General features: G+C 55.8%; 20 protein-coding genes. 8 read left to right on the top strand and 12 right to left on the bottom strand.

Annotated features, from left to right (window positions below; translation table 11 throughout):
• Positions 1–11: 11 nt before the first annotated feature.
• From rpsJ to rpsG, 4 genes are all read right to left on the bottom strand, one after another.
• Positions 12–329 carry a 30S ribosomal protein S10 gene (gene rpsJ / locus AC2IAX_RS16230; protein WP_099532978.1) on the bottom strand — a complete coding sequence of 106 codons (318 nt, stop codon included), beginning with the start codon at positions 327–329 and terminating at the stop codon, positions 12–14.
• 118 nt (positions 330–447) lie between these two features.
• A complete protein-coding gene (gene tuf, locus AC2IAX_RS16225) occupies positions 448–1,677 on the bottom strand; it encodes an elongation factor Tu (protein ID WP_494388378.1) in 1,230 nt (409 codons plus the stop codon).
• A gap of 25 nt (positions 1,678–1,702) precedes the next feature.
• Positions 1,703–3,778 (bottom strand): elongation factor G, encoded by a 2,076-nt coding sequence (gene fusA / locus AC2IAX_RS16220; RefSeq protein WP_494388377.1) that lies wholly within the window; start codon positions 3,776–3,778, stop codon positions 1,703–1,705.
• Positions 3,779–4,006: 228 nt separating this feature from the next.
• Positions 4,007–4,477 (bottom strand): 30S ribosomal protein S7, encoded by a 471-nt coding sequence (gene rpsG, locus AC2IAX_RS16215; RefSeq protein ID WP_190353862.1) that lies wholly within the window; start codon positions 4,475–4,477, stop codon positions 4,007–4,009.
• Between the two features lie 135 nt (positions 4,478–4,612).
• On the opposite strand from rpsG, the gene AC2IAX_RS16210 reads away from it, so the two are divergent.
• Positions 4,613–4,828 carry a hypothetical protein gene (locus tag AC2IAX_RS16210; RefSeq protein WP_494390461.1) on the top strand — a complete coding sequence of 72 codons (216 nt, stop codon included), beginning with the start codon at positions 4,613–4,615 and terminating at the stop codon, positions 4,826–4,828.
• On the opposite strand, the gene rpsL is transcribed toward AC2IAX_RS16210, so the two are convergent.
• The 3 genes from rpsL to AC2IAX_RS16195 all read right to left on the bottom strand — a co-directional run bounded on the left by rpsL (position 4,767) and on the right by AC2IAX_RS16195 (position 6,365).
• A complete protein-coding gene (rpsL, locus tag AC2IAX_RS16205; protein ID WP_099532982.1) occupies positions 4,767–5,147 on the bottom strand; it encodes a 30S ribosomal protein S12 in 381 nt (126 codons plus the stop codon). The two genes, AC2IAX_RS16210 and rpsL, sit on opposite strands and share 62 nt — an antisense overlap.
• Positions 5,148–5,379: 232 nt before the next feature.
• Positions 5,380–5,721, bottom strand: a complete 342-nt coding sequence (locus AC2IAX_RS16200; protein WP_494388376.1) for a HesB/IscA family protein — start codon at positions 5,719–5,721, stop codon at positions 5,380–5,382.
• Positions 5,722–5,942: 221 nt separating this feature from the next.
• Positions 5,943–6,365, bottom strand: coding sequence for a phosphomannose isomerase type II C-terminal cupin domain (locus AC2IAX_RS16195; RefSeq protein ID WP_494388375.1), 423 nt, complete (start codon positions 6,363–6,365; stop codon positions 5,943–5,945).
• A gap of 584 nt (positions 6,366–6,949) precedes the next feature.
• Between AC2IAX_RS16195 and atpD the strand changes: the two genes are divergently transcribed.
• The 3 genes from atpD to AC2IAX_RS16180 all read left to right on the top strand — a co-directional run bounded on the left by atpD (position 6,950) and on the right by AC2IAX_RS16180 (position 9,647).
• Positions 6,950–8,401, top strand: coding sequence for a F0F1 ATP synthase subunit beta (gene atpD / locus AC2IAX_RS16190; protein ID WP_494388374.1), 1,452 nt, complete (start codon positions 6,950–6,952; stop codon positions 8,399–8,401).
• Between the two features lie 107 nt (positions 8,402–8,508).
• On the top strand, positions 8,509–8,910 hold the full coding sequence (atpC, locus tag AC2IAX_RS16185; protein ID WP_099532987.1) for an ATP synthase F1 subunit epsilon: 402 nt from the start codon (positions 8,509–8,511) through the stop codon (positions 8,908–8,910).
• A 350-nt stretch (positions 8,911–9,260) separates the two neighbouring features.
• Positions 9,261–9,647, top strand: a complete 387-nt coding sequence (locus AC2IAX_RS16180) for a hypothetical protein (RefSeq protein WP_099533033.1) — start codon at positions 9,261–9,263, stop codon at positions 9,645–9,647.
• 245 nt (positions 9,648–9,892) lie between these two features.
• Here AC2IAX_RS16180 and AC2IAX_RS16175 read toward each other — a convergent pair whose 3' ends face one another.
• Positions 9,893–10,423: a peroxiredoxin gene (locus AC2IAX_RS16175; RefSeq protein ID WP_494388373.1), complete on the bottom strand. Its 531-nt coding sequence runs from the start codon at positions 10,421–10,423 to the stop codon at positions 9,893–9,895.
• A 293-nt stretch (positions 10,424–10,716) separates the two neighbouring features.
• Here AC2IAX_RS16175 and AC2IAX_RS16170 point away from each other — a divergent pair, with 293 nt between their 5' ends.
• From AC2IAX_RS16170 to rpsR, 4 genes are all read left to right on the top strand, one after another.
• Entirely contained in the window at positions 10,717–11,139 is a 423-nt protein-coding gene (locus AC2IAX_RS16170; protein ID WP_494388372.1) for an ExbD/TolR family protein, read from the top strand.
• A gap of 159 nt (positions 11,140–11,298) precedes the next feature.
• Positions 11,299–11,844, top strand: a complete 546-nt coding sequence (locus tag AC2IAX_RS16165) for an RDD family protein (RefSeq protein WP_494388371.1) — start codon at positions 11,299–11,301, stop codon at positions 11,842–11,844.
• A gap of 159 nt (positions 11,845–12,003) precedes the next feature.
• Positions 12,004–12,198: a 50S ribosomal protein L33 gene (gene rpmG / locus AC2IAX_RS16160; RefSeq protein ID WP_494388370.1), complete on the top strand. Its 195-nt coding sequence runs from the start codon at positions 12,004–12,006 to the stop codon at positions 12,196–12,198.
• A 152-nt stretch (positions 12,199–12,350) separates the two neighbouring features.
• The gene (gene rpsR, locus AC2IAX_RS16155) at positions 12,351–12,566 is read left to right on the top strand and encodes a 30S ribosomal protein S18 (RefSeq protein WP_099532992.1); all 216 of its coding nucleotides are present in this window, start codon (positions 12,351–12,353) and stop codon (positions 12,564–12,566) included.
• A gap of 232 nt (positions 12,567–12,798) precedes the next feature.
• On the opposite strand, the gene AC2IAX_RS16150 is transcribed toward rpsR, so the two are convergent.
• The 4 genes from AC2IAX_RS16150 to AC2IAX_RS16135 all read right to left on the bottom strand — a co-directional run bounded on the left by AC2IAX_RS16150 (position 12,799) and on the right by AC2IAX_RS16135 (position 15,556).
• Positions 12,799–13,905 carry a Get3/ArsA fold putative tail anchor-mediating ATPase NosAFP gene (locus AC2IAX_RS16150; protein ID WP_494388369.1) on the bottom strand — a complete coding sequence of 369 codons (1,107 nt, stop codon included), beginning with the start codon at positions 13,903–13,905 and terminating at the stop codon, positions 12,799–12,801.
• Positions 13,906–13,966: 61 nt separating this feature from the next.
• Positions 13,967–14,461, bottom strand: a complete 495-nt coding sequence (locus AC2IAX_RS16145) for a hypothetical protein (RefSeq protein WP_494388368.1) — start codon at positions 14,459–14,461, stop codon at positions 13,967–13,969.
• A gap of 223 nt (positions 14,462–14,684) precedes the next feature.
• On the bottom strand, positions 14,685–14,888 hold the full coding sequence (gene petP / locus AC2IAX_RS16140; protein ID WP_099533394.1) for a cytochrome b6f subunit PetP: 204 nt from the start codon (positions 14,886–14,888) through the stop codon (positions 14,685–14,687).
• Between the two features lie 128 nt (positions 14,889–15,016).
• Positions 15,017–15,556: a phosphate-starvation-inducible PsiE family protein gene (locus AC2IAX_RS16135; protein ID WP_494388367.1), complete on the bottom strand. Its 540-nt coding sequence runs from the start codon at positions 15,554–15,556 to the stop codon at positions 15,017–15,019.
• Between the last annotated feature and the right edge of the window lie 62 nt (positions 15,557–15,618).

The raw sequence follows: 15,618 nt of genomic DNA, 5'->3' as shown, positions 1-15,618 counted from the left end.
ACTTAAAATCTCTAGAGCTTCACTTCAATATCCACACCAGCCGGCAAATCGAGCTTCATCAAAGCATCGATCGTTTTCGACGACGGCTGATAGATATCAACCACGCGGCGGTGAGTGCGCGTTTCAAAATGCTCACGCGAATCCTTGTCCACGTGGGGAGAACGCAGCACGCAATAGATCTTGCGCTTCGTCGGCAGCGGAATCGGGCCCACCGCCGTCGCGCTCGTGCGGTTCGCCGTATCCACAATCTTTTCGCAGGAAGCATCCAACAGCTTTCGATCGAAAGCTTGCAAGCGGATCCGGATTTTCTGTTGCTGAATCGTCGCCATACTCAAGGACTCAGGGGGTATAAAGACTCAATTTTCAAGGTTCAGGGTTTGACTGAAGACAGCCGTAGGAACGCTGAATCCAGCGCTCCTACAGTGTCTAGCTCAGATGAACCAACAACTACTTAACGATCTTGGCAACCACACCAGCACCAATCGTCCGGCCGCCTTCGCGAATAGCGAAGCGCATCCCCTGTTCGATTGCTACCGGGCAGATCAGCTCAACCGTCATCTTGATCCGGTCACCGGGCATCACCATTTCCACGGTCGAGCCGTCGTCAGCGGTGTAAGCCGTGATTTGACCGGTCACATCCGTAGTCCGCACATAGAACTGAGGACGATAGCCAGCGAAGAACGGGGTGTGGCGGCCGCCTTCTTCCTTGGTCAACACGTACACTTCAGCCTCGAATTGCGTATGGGGGCTGATCGACTTCGGCTTCGCCAGCACCATACCGCGCTCGATATCTTCCTTTTGGATACCGCGCAACAGCAAACCAGCATTGTCCCCAGCCATCCCTTGATCCAGGGACTTCTTGAACATCTCCACACCGGTCACAGTGGTGCTGCGGGTGTCCTTCAGACCCACGATTTCCACCGTGTCGCCCACCTTGACGATACCGCGCTCGATCCGGCCGGTGGCAACCGTACCACGACCCGTAATCGAGAACACGTCTTCCACTGCCATCAGGAAGTCACGATCCACATCGCGCTCAGGAGTGGGCACATAGCCATCCACTTCATCCATCAGCTTCAGGATCTTGTCAACCCACTCGTTTTCGCCGCGAGCGATCTTGGGGTTAGCGGTCAGGGCTTCCACAGCCTTCACAGCCGAACCGATCACGATCGGGATGTCGTCGCCGGGGAAGTCATAGCTGCTCAGCAGTTCACGGACTTCCAGTTCAACCAGCTCCAGCAGTTCAGCATCATCCACCAAGTCTTCCTTATTCAGGAAAACCACCAGGTTGGGCACGCCCACCTGACGAGCCAGCAGGATGTGCTCACGGGTTTGGGGCATGGGGCCGTCAGCCGCCGACACCACCAGGATGCCGCCGTCCATTTGAGCAGCACCGGTGATCATGTTCTTCACGTAGTCCGCGTGACCGGGGCAGTCCACGTGGGCATAGTGGCGCTCTTCGGTCTCGTATTCCACGTGAGCCGTGTTGATCGTGATCCCACGGGCTTTTTCTTCCGGTGCGGAGTCGATGTCGGCGTAGTTACGAGCCTTGGCCTTCCCTTGGGCTGCCAACGACATGGTGATTGCAGCGGTCAGGGTCGTTTTGCCGTGGTCAACGTGACCGATCGTCCCGATGTTGACGTGAGGTTTAGTCCGTTCAAACTTTTCGCGTGCCATGAGTCTTGTGCGTTCCTTTTCCTTGCTATGCGTTCCCCTTACTCTTCGCGATGATCGCCTCAGCGACGTTGCGAGGAACTTCGCTGTATTGGCTGAACTCCATCGAGAAGATACCGCGGCCTTGCGTCATCGAGCGAATGTCGGTGGCATAACCAAACATTTCTGCCAGAGGTACTTTAGCAGCAACCTTGGCCGTTCCGCTCTCGGAACCCATCCCTTCGATTTGACCGCGACGGGAGTTGAGGTTCCCCATCACGTCACCGAGAAACTCTTCAGGAGCTTCAACCTCAACCTTCATCAAAGGTTCGAGGAGGACGGGTGCTGCTTTCATGACCGCCTCGCGGACAGCCATGGAGCCAGCAATTTTGAATGCCATTTCCGACGAGTCCACATCGTGGTAAGACCCATCGACCATGGTGACCTTCACATCGATCAGTGGGTAGCCTGCTAGGATACCGGATTCGCAAGCTTCGCGCATCCCCTGTTCCGCAGGGCCGATGTATTCCTTCGGCACCACACCACCGACGATCTTCGAGACGAACTCAAAGCCCGTCCCCGGTTCGCCCGGCTCAATTTCAACCACCACGTGGCCGTATTGACCCTTACCACCGCTCTGGCGGACAAATTTGCCTTCTGCCTTGGCAGCCTTACCGATGGTTTCGCGATACGCCACCTGCGGCGCACCCACGTTGGCTTCCACGCGGAATTCCCGCATCATGCGATCTACGAGGATTTCGAGGTGCAGCTCACCCATCCCAGCGATCACGGTTTGGTTGGTTTCCGAGTCAATGCTGACGCGGAAGGTCGGATCTTCTTCCGAGAGGGATTGCAGGGCCTTGGACAGTTTTTCCATGTCCTGCTTGGTCTTCGGCTCAACGGCCACCGAGATCACCGGCTCAGGAATGAACAGGGATTCCAGAATGACCGGATCGCTTTCGCTGCAAATCGTGTCGCCGGTAATGGTGTCTTTCAGACCCAGGGCTGCGCCAAGGTCGCCAGCACGCATTTCGTCTACTTCGATTCGTTCGTCAGCTTTGAGCACGATCAAGCGCGAAATCCGCTCTTTCTTGCCCTTGGTGGCGTTGTAGACGTAGCTACCCTTGGTGATCACGCCGGAGTAGACCCGGATGAAGGTCAAGCGACCGTAGGGGTCAGCCATGATCTTGAAGGCCAGGGCTGCCGGGGGCGCGTTGTCGTCGGCCGGACGGGTCACTTCCGAACCGTCGGGCAGCAGACCCTTAATCGGGGGCACGTCGATCGGGGCGGGCAGGTAGTCCACCACGGCATCGAGCAGCAGTTGAACCCCTTTGTTTTTGAAGGCAGAGCCGCAGAGCATGGGGACGATCGTGCCGTCGATTGTGCCCTTGCGCAGCGCACCCTTGATTTCCTCTTGGGTCAGCTCTTCGCCTTCAAGATACTTTTCGGTCAAGGCATCGTCGGTTTCGGCAACCGCTTCCACCAACTTCAGGCGATATTCATCAGCCAGGTCAACCAGATCTTCAGGAATATCGGTTTCTTGGATGTCGGTGCCCAGATCGTTGGCGTAGATGTAGGCGCGCATCTTCACCAGGTCAACAATGCCGCGCAACTCAGATTCAGCCCCGATCGGGATTTGAACCGGCACCGCATTGGCCTTTAGGCGATCGCGCACCTGACCATAGACCTTGTAGAAGTTCGCACCCGTCCGGTCCATCTTGTTCACGAACACAATCCGGGGGACTTTGTAACGGTCAGCTTGCCGCCACACCGTTTCCGACTGGGGCTGCACGCCACCCACCGAACAGAACACCGCGATCACACCATCGAGCACCCGCATGGAGCGCTCCACCTCGATCGTGAAGTCCACGTGACCAGGCGTATCAATGATGTTGATCTTGTGATCGTTCCAGCTCGTACTGATGGCCGCAGCGGTGATCGTGATTCCACGCTCACGCTCTTGCTCCATCCAGTCCGTGACGGCAGTTCCCTCGTGAACTTCACCGATTTTGTGAACCACGCCCGAGTAATACAGAATCCGCTCGGTCGTCGTTGTTTTGCCCGCATCAATGTGGGCGGCAATTCCAATATTTCGCACTCGTTCGAGCGGAATCGATCTGGCCACTTTAACCTCCTGGGACTCCTATCGCAGATACCATGTTACATCCTTGTTAAGTAATCGAAACAAAGACAGAACGCTGGGGAAACAGATTGGGCTGACCGCTATTTAGAATGCGATCGAACCCCACTGCCACCAAAACGCTTGTCTCAGTTTCCAACTTACGAGGACTGAAGCACTGAGCCATTTGTCAGCCGATGAATCGTCGTGACAAACGCTCGAAACTCTCGAAACCTAGTAGCGATAGTGAGCAAAGGCCTTGTTCGCTTCCGCCATCCGGTGCGTTTCTTCGCGCTTCCGGATTGCGCTACCCGTTTCGTTGGCCGCATCCATCACTTCATTCGCAAAGCGGCTCACCATGCTGCGGCCACCGCGTTGGCGAGCAAATTGGATCAACCAGCGCAGGGCCAGGGCAATGCCCCGATCGCTCCGCACTTCCATGGGCACTTGGTAAGTTGCACCACCCACCCGGCGAGCTTTTACCTCCACCAGGGGCGTTGCGTTCTTCACGGCCCGCTCAAAGATATCCAGGGGTTCCGAGCCAGTGCGCTCTTGGATGAGCTTGAAGGCATCGTAAACAATCCGGGAAGCGACCGACTTCTTGCCAGACTTCATGATCCGGCGAACAGTCATGCTGACCAGGCGGCTGTTGTAAACAGGGTCAGGGGGAACAGGGCGTTTGTTGACAGTTGTACGACGAGACATATAACAGTAGCCGTTAGGTCACAATCAGAGCGTGAACAAGCAAACTAAAACTTTGGTGTCGCAAAGTCCATGAATATCTGCCACCCAGTCAGCACTCAGTCAGGGGGCTGCATGGGTGCTTGCTGGGAGCCTGAAATGGCTAACCGCGATTTTCTAATTCCTTTGCGTACCAAGCACCCGAGCAGTCACCGACAACTTCGTCATGAGCAATTTCAATTGTTGAAAATTGTTGAATTGGCCATGCTGAAGTTGCGGTTAACAGTGCCGGCCCGGGACTACGGAACCACCATTATTTTTGGGGCTTCGGGCGCTTCGCACCGTACTTGGATCGCCCTTGCTTACGATCTTTAACGCCGGCAGTGTCAAGGGTTCCGCGAATGATGTGGTAGCGCACGCCGGGCAGGTCTTTTACCCGACCACCGCGAATCATGACCACTGAGTGTTCTTGCAGATTGTGCCCAATGCCCGGAATGTAGGCTGTCACTTCAAAGCCGGAGGTTAGGCGAACACGTGCCACCTTACGCAGGGCAGAGTTGGGCTTTTTGGGTGTGGTGGTGTACACGCGCGTGCAAACGCCGCGGCGCTGAGGACAGCTTTTGAGCGCTGGCGATTTGGTTTTGCTCTTAGCTTTGGCGCGCTCAGATCGGATGAGTTGCTGAATCGTGGGCATGGGCTTACTGCACCGGCAGATTCTAGATATTCGATGGGGTCATAAAATGTCACGGTCTATAACTATACGGATGTGCTGTTACCTTTGTCAATGAAGCGTAGCTAGGTTGACAGCTTTCTGGGAATGGCTTCGCTAGGTGGGCTTTTCGTCAAAGTTCGCCGTCCCTTGGCCGGTGCGGTGGCCATGGTTTCGAGACGATCGCCCTCAACCCTCAACCAAACGCACCGATCGGCTACGATTCGCCATGATCGAAGGAGTGCCCACAACTGCAATTGTTGCGAGCATTGGGGTTTTGGAACCGAAAATTACCACCCACCAGATCTTCGGAATAGTCGATCGTCAAGCCTCGTAGGTAGGGCAAATCATGGTCGCGCACGATCGCCCGCCAGCCATCTCCTTCAAGGGCCTGTTCATCAGGGGCGATCGCCTGGCTCGGTGGGTGGAACTGCAAGACATAGGTCAGGGAGCGACATCCTCCCGATCGCACCTCCAGCCGAAACCAGCCTTGCTCCAGTCCCCATTGTTGAGCAAGGCGGTGAACTTCAGCTTGGGCCGCAGCAGACAGAACCAACATGGATAGTCAACAGAATTTTTGAGAAATGGTTTAAAAAATGCGATCAACGAAGTGTGATTTGGCTCGCCAAACGCCTTAGTCAGACCTGAAACCATTGCCATCGCAGCAGCATTCACGACCTCAGGCAGACCCAAGCGAACGGACTCAATTCAAGAGCAGAGCAAGCCAAAATCAGGGCAAGCCAAATCAAAACAAATCAAAATCGAATCGAAGCAATGGCCCTACTTAGCAGCAGGAGTCCGGGCGTAATCATCCTGAAAACGAACAATATCGTCTTCGCCCAAATATTCCCCATTCTGCACTTCAATCAACACCAGGGGAATAGTGCCGGGGTTCTCCAGCCGGTGGGCAGTGCATTGGGGAACGTAGGTGGACTGATTGGGCGTGAGCATAATCTCGTTGTCGCCACAAACCACACGCGCCGTGCCTGAGACAACGATCCAATGCTCGCTGCGGTGGTGATGCATCTGTAGGCTCAGGCGATGGCCAGGGCTAACCTCAATGCGCTTGATTTTGTAGCCGCGTCCCTCTTCTAGCACCGTGAAAGATCCCCAGGGCCGTGCCTCGGTTTGGTTCGTGCTGAGGCCGTTTTTGGGAACAACGCCGTTCTCGGTCTCGGGGGTTTGAGTTTTTGTTGCAGCCACCGTACTGTCCTCGTTGAGTGTGGGTGTTCAGTTGCCTAAGTTGACGCAGCTAAGTTGACGCAGTGTTGATGCAGTTCAGCTTCCTTTGCCGCTGAACCCCCTGACCATCCCTCTGTTTCGAGTATAGGCGAGGAATTTTGAGGCGAAAATAGTCCCCCTACTCAGCACTAACCCTCTCCAAACCCGTCAGCACCCGCGCGATCGCCCCAGATCTATTCCCCAGCGGCATCGCCCTGTTGAGTCGCCCTGTTGCGCCGCCCAGTGGTAGCCAATTCGCAAAACCAGAGCGTCCCGATCGCCCGATTATTTCCCAGCTCCTCGATCCCCAACCTCGGGATTCGATCGCCCCCCAGGGATTCACAGTGACCTGTGGCGCATCGGTGATAATCTGATACTTGGCAAAAATACCGATGAAGGCGCGCTGGCGTACCTTCAGTGCGGTTCGCCCCGTTAACACCGAGTTTGAAAAACCGCTCGCACCCCAATCAGCGATCGTCCGGTGCCTCCCACCAAGACAGCGCGATCACTGGATTTGCGAGCAAGCCAACCCAGATCATTGAAGCGATAAACTCACAGGCTCGAGCATGGTCACCACCACTGAAAAAACCAACGTCGGCTACATCACGCAAGTCATCGGCCCCGTGATCGACGTGAAGTTCCCCGGCGGTAAATTGCCCCGCATTTACAACGCCCTCAAAGTCCAGGGAACGAACCGCGCCGGTCAAGAAGTTTCTGTGACCTGCGAAGTGCAACAGTTGCTCGGCGACCAACAAGTCCGTGCTGTGGCAATGAGCAGCACCGATGGTCTCGTGCGCGGCATGGAAGTCCAAGACACCGGTGCACCGATCAGCGTTCCCGTGGGTAAAGCCACGCTCGGCCGCATTTTCAACGTTTTGGGCGAACCCGTTGATAACCAAGGCCCCGTCGAAGCCACTGAGTTTTCTCCCATCCACCGAGCAGCCCCCAAGCTGACCGATCTGGAAACCAAGCCCTCCGTGTTTGAAACCGGGATCAAGGTCGTTGACCTGCTGACCCCCTACCGTCGTGGCGGCAAAATCGGCCTGTTCGGCGGCGCTGGCGTGGGCAAGACCGTGATCATGATGGAATTGATCAACAACATTGCCACCCAGCACGGTGGGGTGTCGGTGTTTGCCGGTGTGGGCGAGCGAACCCGCGAAGGGAACGACCTCTACAACGAAATGAAGGAGTCCGGCGTAATCAACGAGGGCAACCTGAAGGAGTCCAAGATTGCGCTGGTTTACGGCCAGATGAACGAGCCGCCGGGAGCACGGATGCGTGTGGGCCTGTCGGGTCTGACCATGGCTGAATATTTCCGCGACACCAACAAGCAAGACGTGCTGTTGTTTGTGGATAACATCTTCCGATTTGTGCAAGCGGGTTCGGAAGTATCGGCGCTGCTGGGTCGGATGCCCTCCGCTGTGGGTTACCAGCCCACCCTGGGTACGGATGTGGGTGACCTGCAAGAGCGGATTACCTCGACCACCGAAGGTTCGATCACCTCGATTCAAGCGGTCTACGTGCCCGCAGATGACTTGACCGACCCCGCTCCGGCAACCACCTTTGCTCACTTGGACGGTACCACCGTGTTGTCCCGGGGCTTGGCCGCTAAGGGAATTTACCCGGCTGTGGATCCGTTGGGTTCGACCTCGACGATGCTGCAACCGGCGATCGTGGGTCGCGATCACTACGACACGGCTCGGGCGGTGCAAGCAACCCTGCAACGCTACAAGGAACTGCAAGACATCATCGCCATCTTGGGTCTGGATGAATTGTCTGAGGAAGACCGCTTGACGGTGGCCCGTGCCCGGAAGCTGGAGCGTTTCCTGTCGCAGCCGTTCTTCGTGGCGGAAGTGTTTACCGGCTCGCCTGGTAAGTACGTGACTCTGGAAGACACGATCAAGGGCTTCAAGCTGATCCTGTCGGGTGAGCTGGATAAGTATCCTGAGCAAGCCTTCTATATGGTTGGCGACATCGATGAAGCGATCGCCAAGGGCGAAAAGCTGCTGAATAGCTAGTTTTTAAATCGCGCTGCGGAATGCGGGGGCTGGATTAACTAGTCTCCGCTGCCGCTGGTGTTGTTTGTTCACGGTGTTGCAATTCCGCTCGATCGAGCCAAGAGGTTATGAGCTTAACAGTTCGTGTTATTTCCCCAGACAAGACCGTTTGGGATAACCAGGCAGAGGAAGTGATCCTGCCGAGTACCACAGGACAGTTAGGCATCCTGCCCGGTCACGCGCCGCTGTTGACGGCGTTGGGCACGGGGGTGATGCGTGTTCGGGTCAGTAAGGATTGGTTACCGATCGCCCTGATGGGTGGCTTTGCCGAAATCGAAGATAACGAAGTGACGGTGCTGGTGAATGGAGCCGAGCGGGGTGACTCGATCGACCGTTCCGCCGCCCAAGCAGAATATACCGACGCAGAAGCTCGGGTCGCTGCCGCTAACAGTCCTCAAGAGAAAATTAAGGCAACCCAAGCCCTCAAGCGCGCCCGTGCTCGGGTGCAGGCGGCTGGTGGCACGGTTTAGACCGCCAACCAATTTTCATATTTTCTCGATCTCAATATCTATTTGTTGATGATCTTGATTATTCAGATCAACGAAACGATTGGATTGACTCATCCAGAGCGGGGTAGGGCTAAGCCTATCCCGCTTTTCTTTATCCTGTTCCGATCTCGCTTCTATCCATCTCGCTTTTAATGAGAAGAGGCAACTTTGCTCACCAGTCGCGGGGATCCCGTCGGTCTTCGCGTCAGGGTTTTGGTAATCTCCTCCGAACGATCAAAATCATGCAAATTTCAGGTTTATTGCGGACGATCGGGCAGCAACTGAGCAAACGGCTGGGGCAATGGGGCGCGATCGGCCTGTTGGGCCTGTTGATGTGGCTGATGGTTCCCACGGGCGCGGCCCAAGCCCTCACCAATATCAAGCTGTCGGATTTGAACTATCGAGAATGCCCGGCTGAAGTGGCCGCTGGGGCCGTCACCTCTGGCGGGGCAACGTTGCCGGCCAAGTGCTTCATTGTCTATGGCAAAGCAAACAACACCACAGGCAAAACGGTGTTTGATGCGGATATCTTTGGGCGAATTTATGACGCGACGGACAATTCCATCATGGAAAATCGCACCCGTTTAGGCGCGATCGAACAGATTCCGCCCGGCGTGAGCGAATTTGAGTTTCGGATTTCTGTGCCCGTCAGCCAACCGGAACCGCTCCAGCTCAAGCAATTTAAGGCAGCAGGGTTCACCGCTCGTGTGCGCCGTTAGTGTGGTTACCCACCCTTGGGATGAATCTTGGGACCAAGTTGAAAGATGACTGTCTAGTTGCCACAACAAGTCCTAAATAACAGCAAAAACGACAGCAAAAGAGGGGCCAGTTCTGAAACTTGCCCCTCTCGATGACATGGGTTAATTGAGCTAGCCAGCTCGATCCATCAAACTAATCCAATCAATCAAACCAGTCGAACTAATTCACTCAGCCGAAGCGATCAAGCAAGCCAATCAAGCAGTTGTTACGACTGCACCGACTTCAAGTAAGCCAGCATCGTATCAGCATCAGAAACTTCAAAAGGATCGCTGGGAGCATTGTCCCCATAGCCAGGTTCAATGAACATTTTTTCGATCGCGCCGTCATTTACCACCATGGAATAGCGCCAAGAACGCATCCCAAACCCCAGATTGGACTTGTCCACCAACATGCCCATCTTGCGAGTAAATTCCCCATTACCATCGGGCAACAGGAAGACATTCTGGGCGTTTTGTTGCTTGCCCCACTGGAACATCACAAAAGCATCATTCACCGACAAACAAATCACCGCATCCACACCCAGGCTCTTGATTTCCTCATAGAGTTCTTCATAGCGCGGCAGATGGCTGGTGGAACAGGTGGGCGTGAAAGCACCCGGCAGGGAGAACAACACAACGCGCTTGCCACCGAAGAGGTCTTGGGTGCTGAGATCTTGCCAACGGAAGGGGTTAGGGCCCGGCACGGACTCATCGCGGACACGGGTTTTGAACACAACATCGGGGACACGATCGAGCATGGTGGTGACTTCCTTATACGTAGAACGGCACTTCGCCTAAACTCATAATGATTATGACTTACAAGAAAGAATTTGACAAGGGACAGGCCCTGGTTAATGGCCAATGCGCCCCCGACCGATGCAAGGGGTGTTAGTCGCTACAATCAAACAATCAATGCAGCGCCCTGAAAGCGTTGCTGATTTAGCCGTTGCAATCGTAGGCATTGCGATCCTGGGCCAGGACGCGGGGACTAAATTTCGTTGAAATTGTTGCAATTGTTGAAATTAGGGCACATGACATTGGGGCACAAGTAATGAATTTTTTGGATTCGGATGATGATCCGCCTCTCCAAATTAACGTCACGCCCATGGTAGATGTGATTTTTGCAATTCTGGCGTTTTTTGTGGTGGCGACGGCTTTTTTGACCCGATCGCGTGGTTTGCCGGTGAACTTGCCCAGCGCTGCCACGGGCCAAGCCCAAACCCAGTCAATGCCGGTGGTGACGGTGGATGCGGCGGGGAATTTGGCAGTCGATCGACAGCCGATCCCGATCGAGCAATTACCCACCCTGGTGCAGACAAAGTTGGGGCCGAGCAACCCAGAACAGCCCATGCGCACTGTAGCCATTGAGGCCGATCGAGCCGTGAGCCACGGGCGCGTGGTGGAAGTGATGGATCGGTTGCGTCAAATCCCCAACCTGCAATTGGCGATCGCGACGCGATCGGGCAACCCCTAGCCCCAAGAGTCCGAACCCCAAGATTCCGAGCCATGGCGATCCAAGCCCCAACAGTTCGCGCTATGGCATTAATGGCATTATTTGGGAAGAATCGCGGCAGACCACTGCGCTGATTCTGATTAGATCTCCTCTCTTCATCATCGTTTAGGCTCACCTGCCATGCGCGATCGCCTTGAACCTGCTCCCTACCTTCCCCGTGTGCCCCTGTGGCGACGTGGTGCGGCCACGGCGATCGATGCGGTCATTGCGGGATTGTTCAGCAGCCTGTTGGGGGCCGGGTTTGAACTGCCGGTTTTTGTGATCCTGTGGCTCTTGGTACGAGTGGTGATGGTGGCCAATAATCGCGGCCAAAGCATCGGGCGATTGGCCATGGATATCAAACTGGTGAATCCCCGCACCCGCCGCCTGCCGACGATGGTGGAGCTGACCCAACGGGAGGGCATCGTGGGCATTGAAGCTTGGTTAGCCTTGCAGGGATTGTCCCTGTTGTCACAGGTGAACCCGGTGGCGCTGCTTTGTTTGGCTCCAGCCATTGTGGATGGCATTGTGACGGCTACCGATGAAAGCCGCCAACAACAGTCTTTTCACGATCGCCTGATTGGGTCGATTGTGGTGCAAACGTCTCGGGGGTTTTCCCTCGATTTGAAGGTGCAACGGTGGTATCGTCTCCTGCGCGATCGAACTGAGCGTTTTATGCGAAGATAGAGTGCTGCAAAACTGCCCGAATCCGTTTGCGGACAAAATCAGCAGTTCTGCTCGATCGGCGATCGCCCCCCGCCTGTTTTGCCCAGTGCCAATGCGGCGGCGCACGATCGTCCAATCGCAAACCCTTTGCACCGATCGAACCATTAGGAGTCTCCCACCGTGGCTAAAGGTAAAGACGTACGGCTCGTGATCACCTTGGAGTGCACCGAGTGCCGCACCAACACCGACAAGCGCTCGCCCGGCGTGTCGCGCTACACCACCCAAAAAAACCGCCGCAACACCACCGCGCGCCTGGAACTGAAGAAGTTCTGCACCCACTGCAACAAGCACACGGTGCACCGCGAAATTAAGTAATTTTTCGCCCTTAACCCAATCCCGGCCCGGAGCGCTCGATCGCCCCGGCCGTGGATTGTGCAGTCTCGTTATACGAACTCGGTGCGATCGGCTGTTTCCAAGCCGAGCCGCCCGATTCTTCTGAATCACTCCTGAATCATTAGCGAATCACCATGGCTTACTATCGTCGTCGCGTTTCTCCCCTCAAACCCGAAGAGCCGATCGACTACAAAGATGTTGATCTGCTGCGTCGCTTCATCACCGAGCGCGGCAAAATCCTGCCCCGCCGTGTCACCGGCCTGACGGCTAAGCAACAACGCGATTTGGCTGTGGCCATCAAGCGCGCCCGCATCTTGGCCCTGCTGCCGTTCATCAACAAAGAAGCCTAGACCACCATCGGGCGCTGAGCACCGAGTACCTAGGGTCTACCGCCGACAATTGTCCAAAACCCCAATCCCACCGTTACCAGCTCACGGGAGATAAGGGGCTTAAGTCTCTTGTTATGACCATTGGGGTGCAGGAAGTCAATTTGGCTTAAACAGGCTCAAAAGGGGCGATCGATTAGTTTGATCGCCCCTTTGCTGTATCTAAAATCCGTGAGGCTAGGGGTGGGTTCTGGGCTTAAAAGGAGATGATCAAGTAGCGATCGCTGAACTTTGCGCCCTTAACCGATCGCCCGGCTAGGGACGGCGGCAAGAAGATATTGCGGCGTTGTTCGCCCGCTTCGATCGTCACTTCCGGCCCCGATTGGGTCAGGTGGATTTGCTCCTTGGTGAATCCTGGCAGGAACAGCTTCACCTGTTGGGTGGCCAAGTCGATCTCGATCGGGCGGGGAGCCTGCTGGGCCAAAGTGGCAAAATCCGGCATCAACGGGATCAATGCATCCCAATTGGGGGTGGCGGTTTGCTCAGGAATCGCCGTCACGGTCAGGGGATCGAAATCTGAGCCGATCGCCCCTGGATCGCTCGATCGATTCAAAAACAAACCGCCCACCGTCAAACCGGCCTGTTGAGCGCTGCCCCAGAGATATTGAGCCAAGGCCTGCGAGACCGAATCACCATTGGCCACCAGCCAGCCCGCCACCCGACGCGGATCGGCCAACAAATTCCGCCCCCGATCGAGCAAGTCCTGAAACTCACCCAAGGGGCCTTCCCACGGCGTGCTCGACATGCCGCCACTGCTCAACACCGCCATGGAAATCGGCTGCACAAAGGGCGCGATCGCCTTGGCAAAATCCGACTCCGCCACCACCTTTTGGAACCGGCGCACATACCAGGACAAAACCTCCGGCGCGCCGATGGTTAGCAGGGTGGCTCGATCGCTGTTGCCGTCATAGACGATCGCGTCGTAATTTCCCGACGCTTCGTATTGCCGCAGGGTGTTCAACGTCAATGCCCGATCCATCCCCGGCAGTACGGCCAGCTCTTCGCCGTAGACATTGCGGAAAAAGGGTTGGCGCAAATATTCCGACTCTAGGCGCTTAATTTCATCCCAGCCCCGTTCCAGGAGGGTGGTGGCGGCCGGTTGCACGGCCCAAAGGTTGGAGCCGATCGCCTGGGGATCCGAACCGATCGCCCCCGTTCCCAACATCATGCCCAGGGTGGGCCCCGCGTCTTGCCCAAACAGCAGCACCCGCTTGCCTTGGTTGGCCAGGGCCATCGCCGCCGCGATCGCCAGGGTCGATCGCCCCGATCCCCCTTTTCCCAACAGCGTCAGCGTGAAAGCCACGATCGCACTCCTCTAGCGTTGTCGCCCCCCATTGTGCCAACGATTGCCGGCCGGCGTGTATTTACTGCCGCATCTCGCCCAAAATTTCGATCACCCGCTGAATTTCTGTTTTCAGGCCTGTGACATCTGTTTTTAGACCCGTGACATCTGTTTTTAGGCCCGTGACATCTGCTTTGAGGGCGGTGATGTCACTTTGCACCTGATCCATGCGGGCAAAGCTAGCGGCTTGGAGTTGATCGATGCGAGCAAAGGTTTGGTCAAATAGGCCCAGAAACGTATCGGTGCGATCGTCTACGACCTGCTCCAACTGGGCGATTCGGTTATTTAACCCTTCGATGGCCTGTTGCAGACTGCTAATCGCCAAGCGCAATTCCCCGATCGCCTGTGTGTTGGTGGCGATCGCCTGGGTATTCGCGGCGGTCAGGTCGGCGAGGTGGCTAAACCGCTGATTCCAATCAAAGGACTGCTGCGTGGTAACGCTGGCCAGGGTGGTGACGTTGATCGTCAGTTGCTGGAGCTGAGCTTCGAGAGTGTTGAGGCGGGTTTCGGTGGTCATGGGGCGATCGGGGGCTGGGGCGAGGCCGCTACCCACAGCCTAGCAAGTTCTTGTGGGACGGTGCGGGGTCGATCGATCTCTGGAATCGGCGGTCGTGCTCCAAGGAGTTGAGCAACAGAATTTTGGGCCCAATCATTTTGGGGCGAATACTGGGGTCAAATAAAAACGCCAGTAAAAACGCCAGCGGAATAACTCCCACTGGCGTAATTTATTCACTCGTTGCTTAGACCGCTTCGAGTTCGTCTTCAAAAAACCAAGTTGCCAAACCACCCGTAAACTCAACGACAACGCCGATGCCGCTGCCGTCAACCATTTTGTATTCCTTAACCGTACCGACCGGATTTTGTTTAATTTTTTCAACCATCGCGGTGGACATGCGATCGCGAATCCGGCGCACTTTGACGCGCTGACCTAGCTCAATCACCACTGGAACCGTCTCTAGTAAACTGAATCCACAGCTAATAAGACTACTGCATTTTGACCCGATCGCCGCGCTTGAGAGATTTGGAGAGAAATCAGCGATCGGGCGATCGGGTTTTGCCTCTTCACAACGGCTTAGTCAACCAGCTCAGGACTGGCGGCATGGCGATAGCGCTCCATGATCCGCTTTTCGGGGTCAATGCCCTCAAAGGTGGGCGGTAACCAAACCCGCGCCAACAGAATCAGGGTCAAAACCAACAGAAATACACCCGTGGCCAAAAGTTGCTGCCAGGGCACTTCCAACACACCTCGCACGATCGACTCTCGGAGCACGGAAACGATCGCCACTTCCACGGCCACCCCGATCGACACGCGCTGTTCTTGTAAGTAAATGATCAGCAGCCGGAACATTTCCACCAAAATCAGCACCGATAGGATATCCGCCGTAATCAGGTGAAAGTTTGGGGGTTCCAGCAGGGAGATGAAAATGACGCGCAGTTGCACCACCATCACCCCAAACAGCCCCAAACAAAGGGACACGGCGATCGCATCTTGCACCCGCTCCAACACCCAGACCAGGCGTGATCGAAACCTGCCGGTTTCCGTGGCGCGATCACTGGCGGGCAACAACTGGACGGGGGGCAATCGACGGGAGGGGGCTGAGGACAGGTTCATGGCGATTTCTCCGGCTTGCTGCGGGCTGTTCTTATTTTGATTATGGGAATCTTATAAATCAA

The organism is Limnothrix sp. HT2024 (assembly GCF_059138625.1).
This window is presented reverse-complemented; position numbering and strand designations above follow the sequence as displayed.

Coding starts and splice junctions, on each gene's coding strand:
- AC2IAX_RS16175 (WP_494388373.1), bottom strand. CDS start 10,423: ATGCTCGATCGTGTCCCCGATGTTGTGTTCAAAACCCGTGTCCGCGAT.
- AC2IAX_RS16165 (WP_494388371.1), top strand. CDS start 11,299: ATGCGCGATCGCCTTGAACCTGCTCCCTACCTTCCCCGTGTGCCCCTG.
- AC2IAX_RS16145 (WP_494388368.1), bottom strand. CDS start 14,461: ATGACCACCGAAACCCGCCTCAACACTCTCGAAGCTCAGCTCCAGCAA.
- tuf (WP_494388378.1), bottom strand. CDS start 1,677: ATGGCACGCGAAAAGTTTGAACGGACTAAACCTCACGTCAACATCGGG.
- rpsJ (WP_099532978.1), bottom strand. CDS start 329: ATGGCGACGATTCAGCAACAGAAAATCCGGATCCGCTTGCAAGCTTTC.
- AC2IAX_RS16135 (WP_494388367.1), bottom strand. CDS start 15,556: ATGAACCTGTCCTCAGCCCCCTCCCGTCGATTGCCCCCCGTCCAGTTG.
- AC2IAX_RS16200 (WP_494388376.1), bottom strand. CDS start 5,721: ATGTTGGTTCTGTCTGCTGCGGCCCAAGCTGAAGTTCACCGCCTTGCT.
- atpD (WP_494388374.1), top strand. CDS start 6,950: ATGGTCACCACCACTGAAAAAACCAACGTCGGCTACATCACGCAAGTC.
- atpC (WP_099532987.1), top strand. CDS start 8,509: ATGAGCTTAACAGTTCGTGTTATTTCCCCAGACAAGACCGTTTGGGAT.
- AC2IAX_RS16210 (WP_494390461.1), top strand. CDS start 4,613: ATGGCTAACCGCGATTTTCTAATTCCTTTGCGTACCAAGCACCCGAGC.
- AC2IAX_RS16180 (WP_099533033.1), top strand. CDS start 9,261: ATGTGGCTGATGGTTCCCACGGGCGCGGCCCAAGCCCTCACCAATATC.
- AC2IAX_RS16170 (WP_494388372.1), top strand. CDS start 10,717: ATGAATTTTTTGGATTCGGATGATGATCCGCCTCTCCAAATTAACGTC.
- rpsG (WP_190353862.1), bottom strand. CDS start 4,477: ATGTCTCGTCGTACAACTGTCAACAAACGCCCTGTTCCCCCTGACCCT.
- rpsL (WP_099532982.1), bottom strand. CDS start 5,147: ATGCCCACGATTCAGCAACTCATCCGATCTGAGCGCGCCAAAGCTAAG.
- rpsR (WP_099532992.1), top strand. CDS start 12,351: ATGGCTTACTATCGTCGTCGCGTTTCTCCCCTCAAACCCGAAGAGCCG.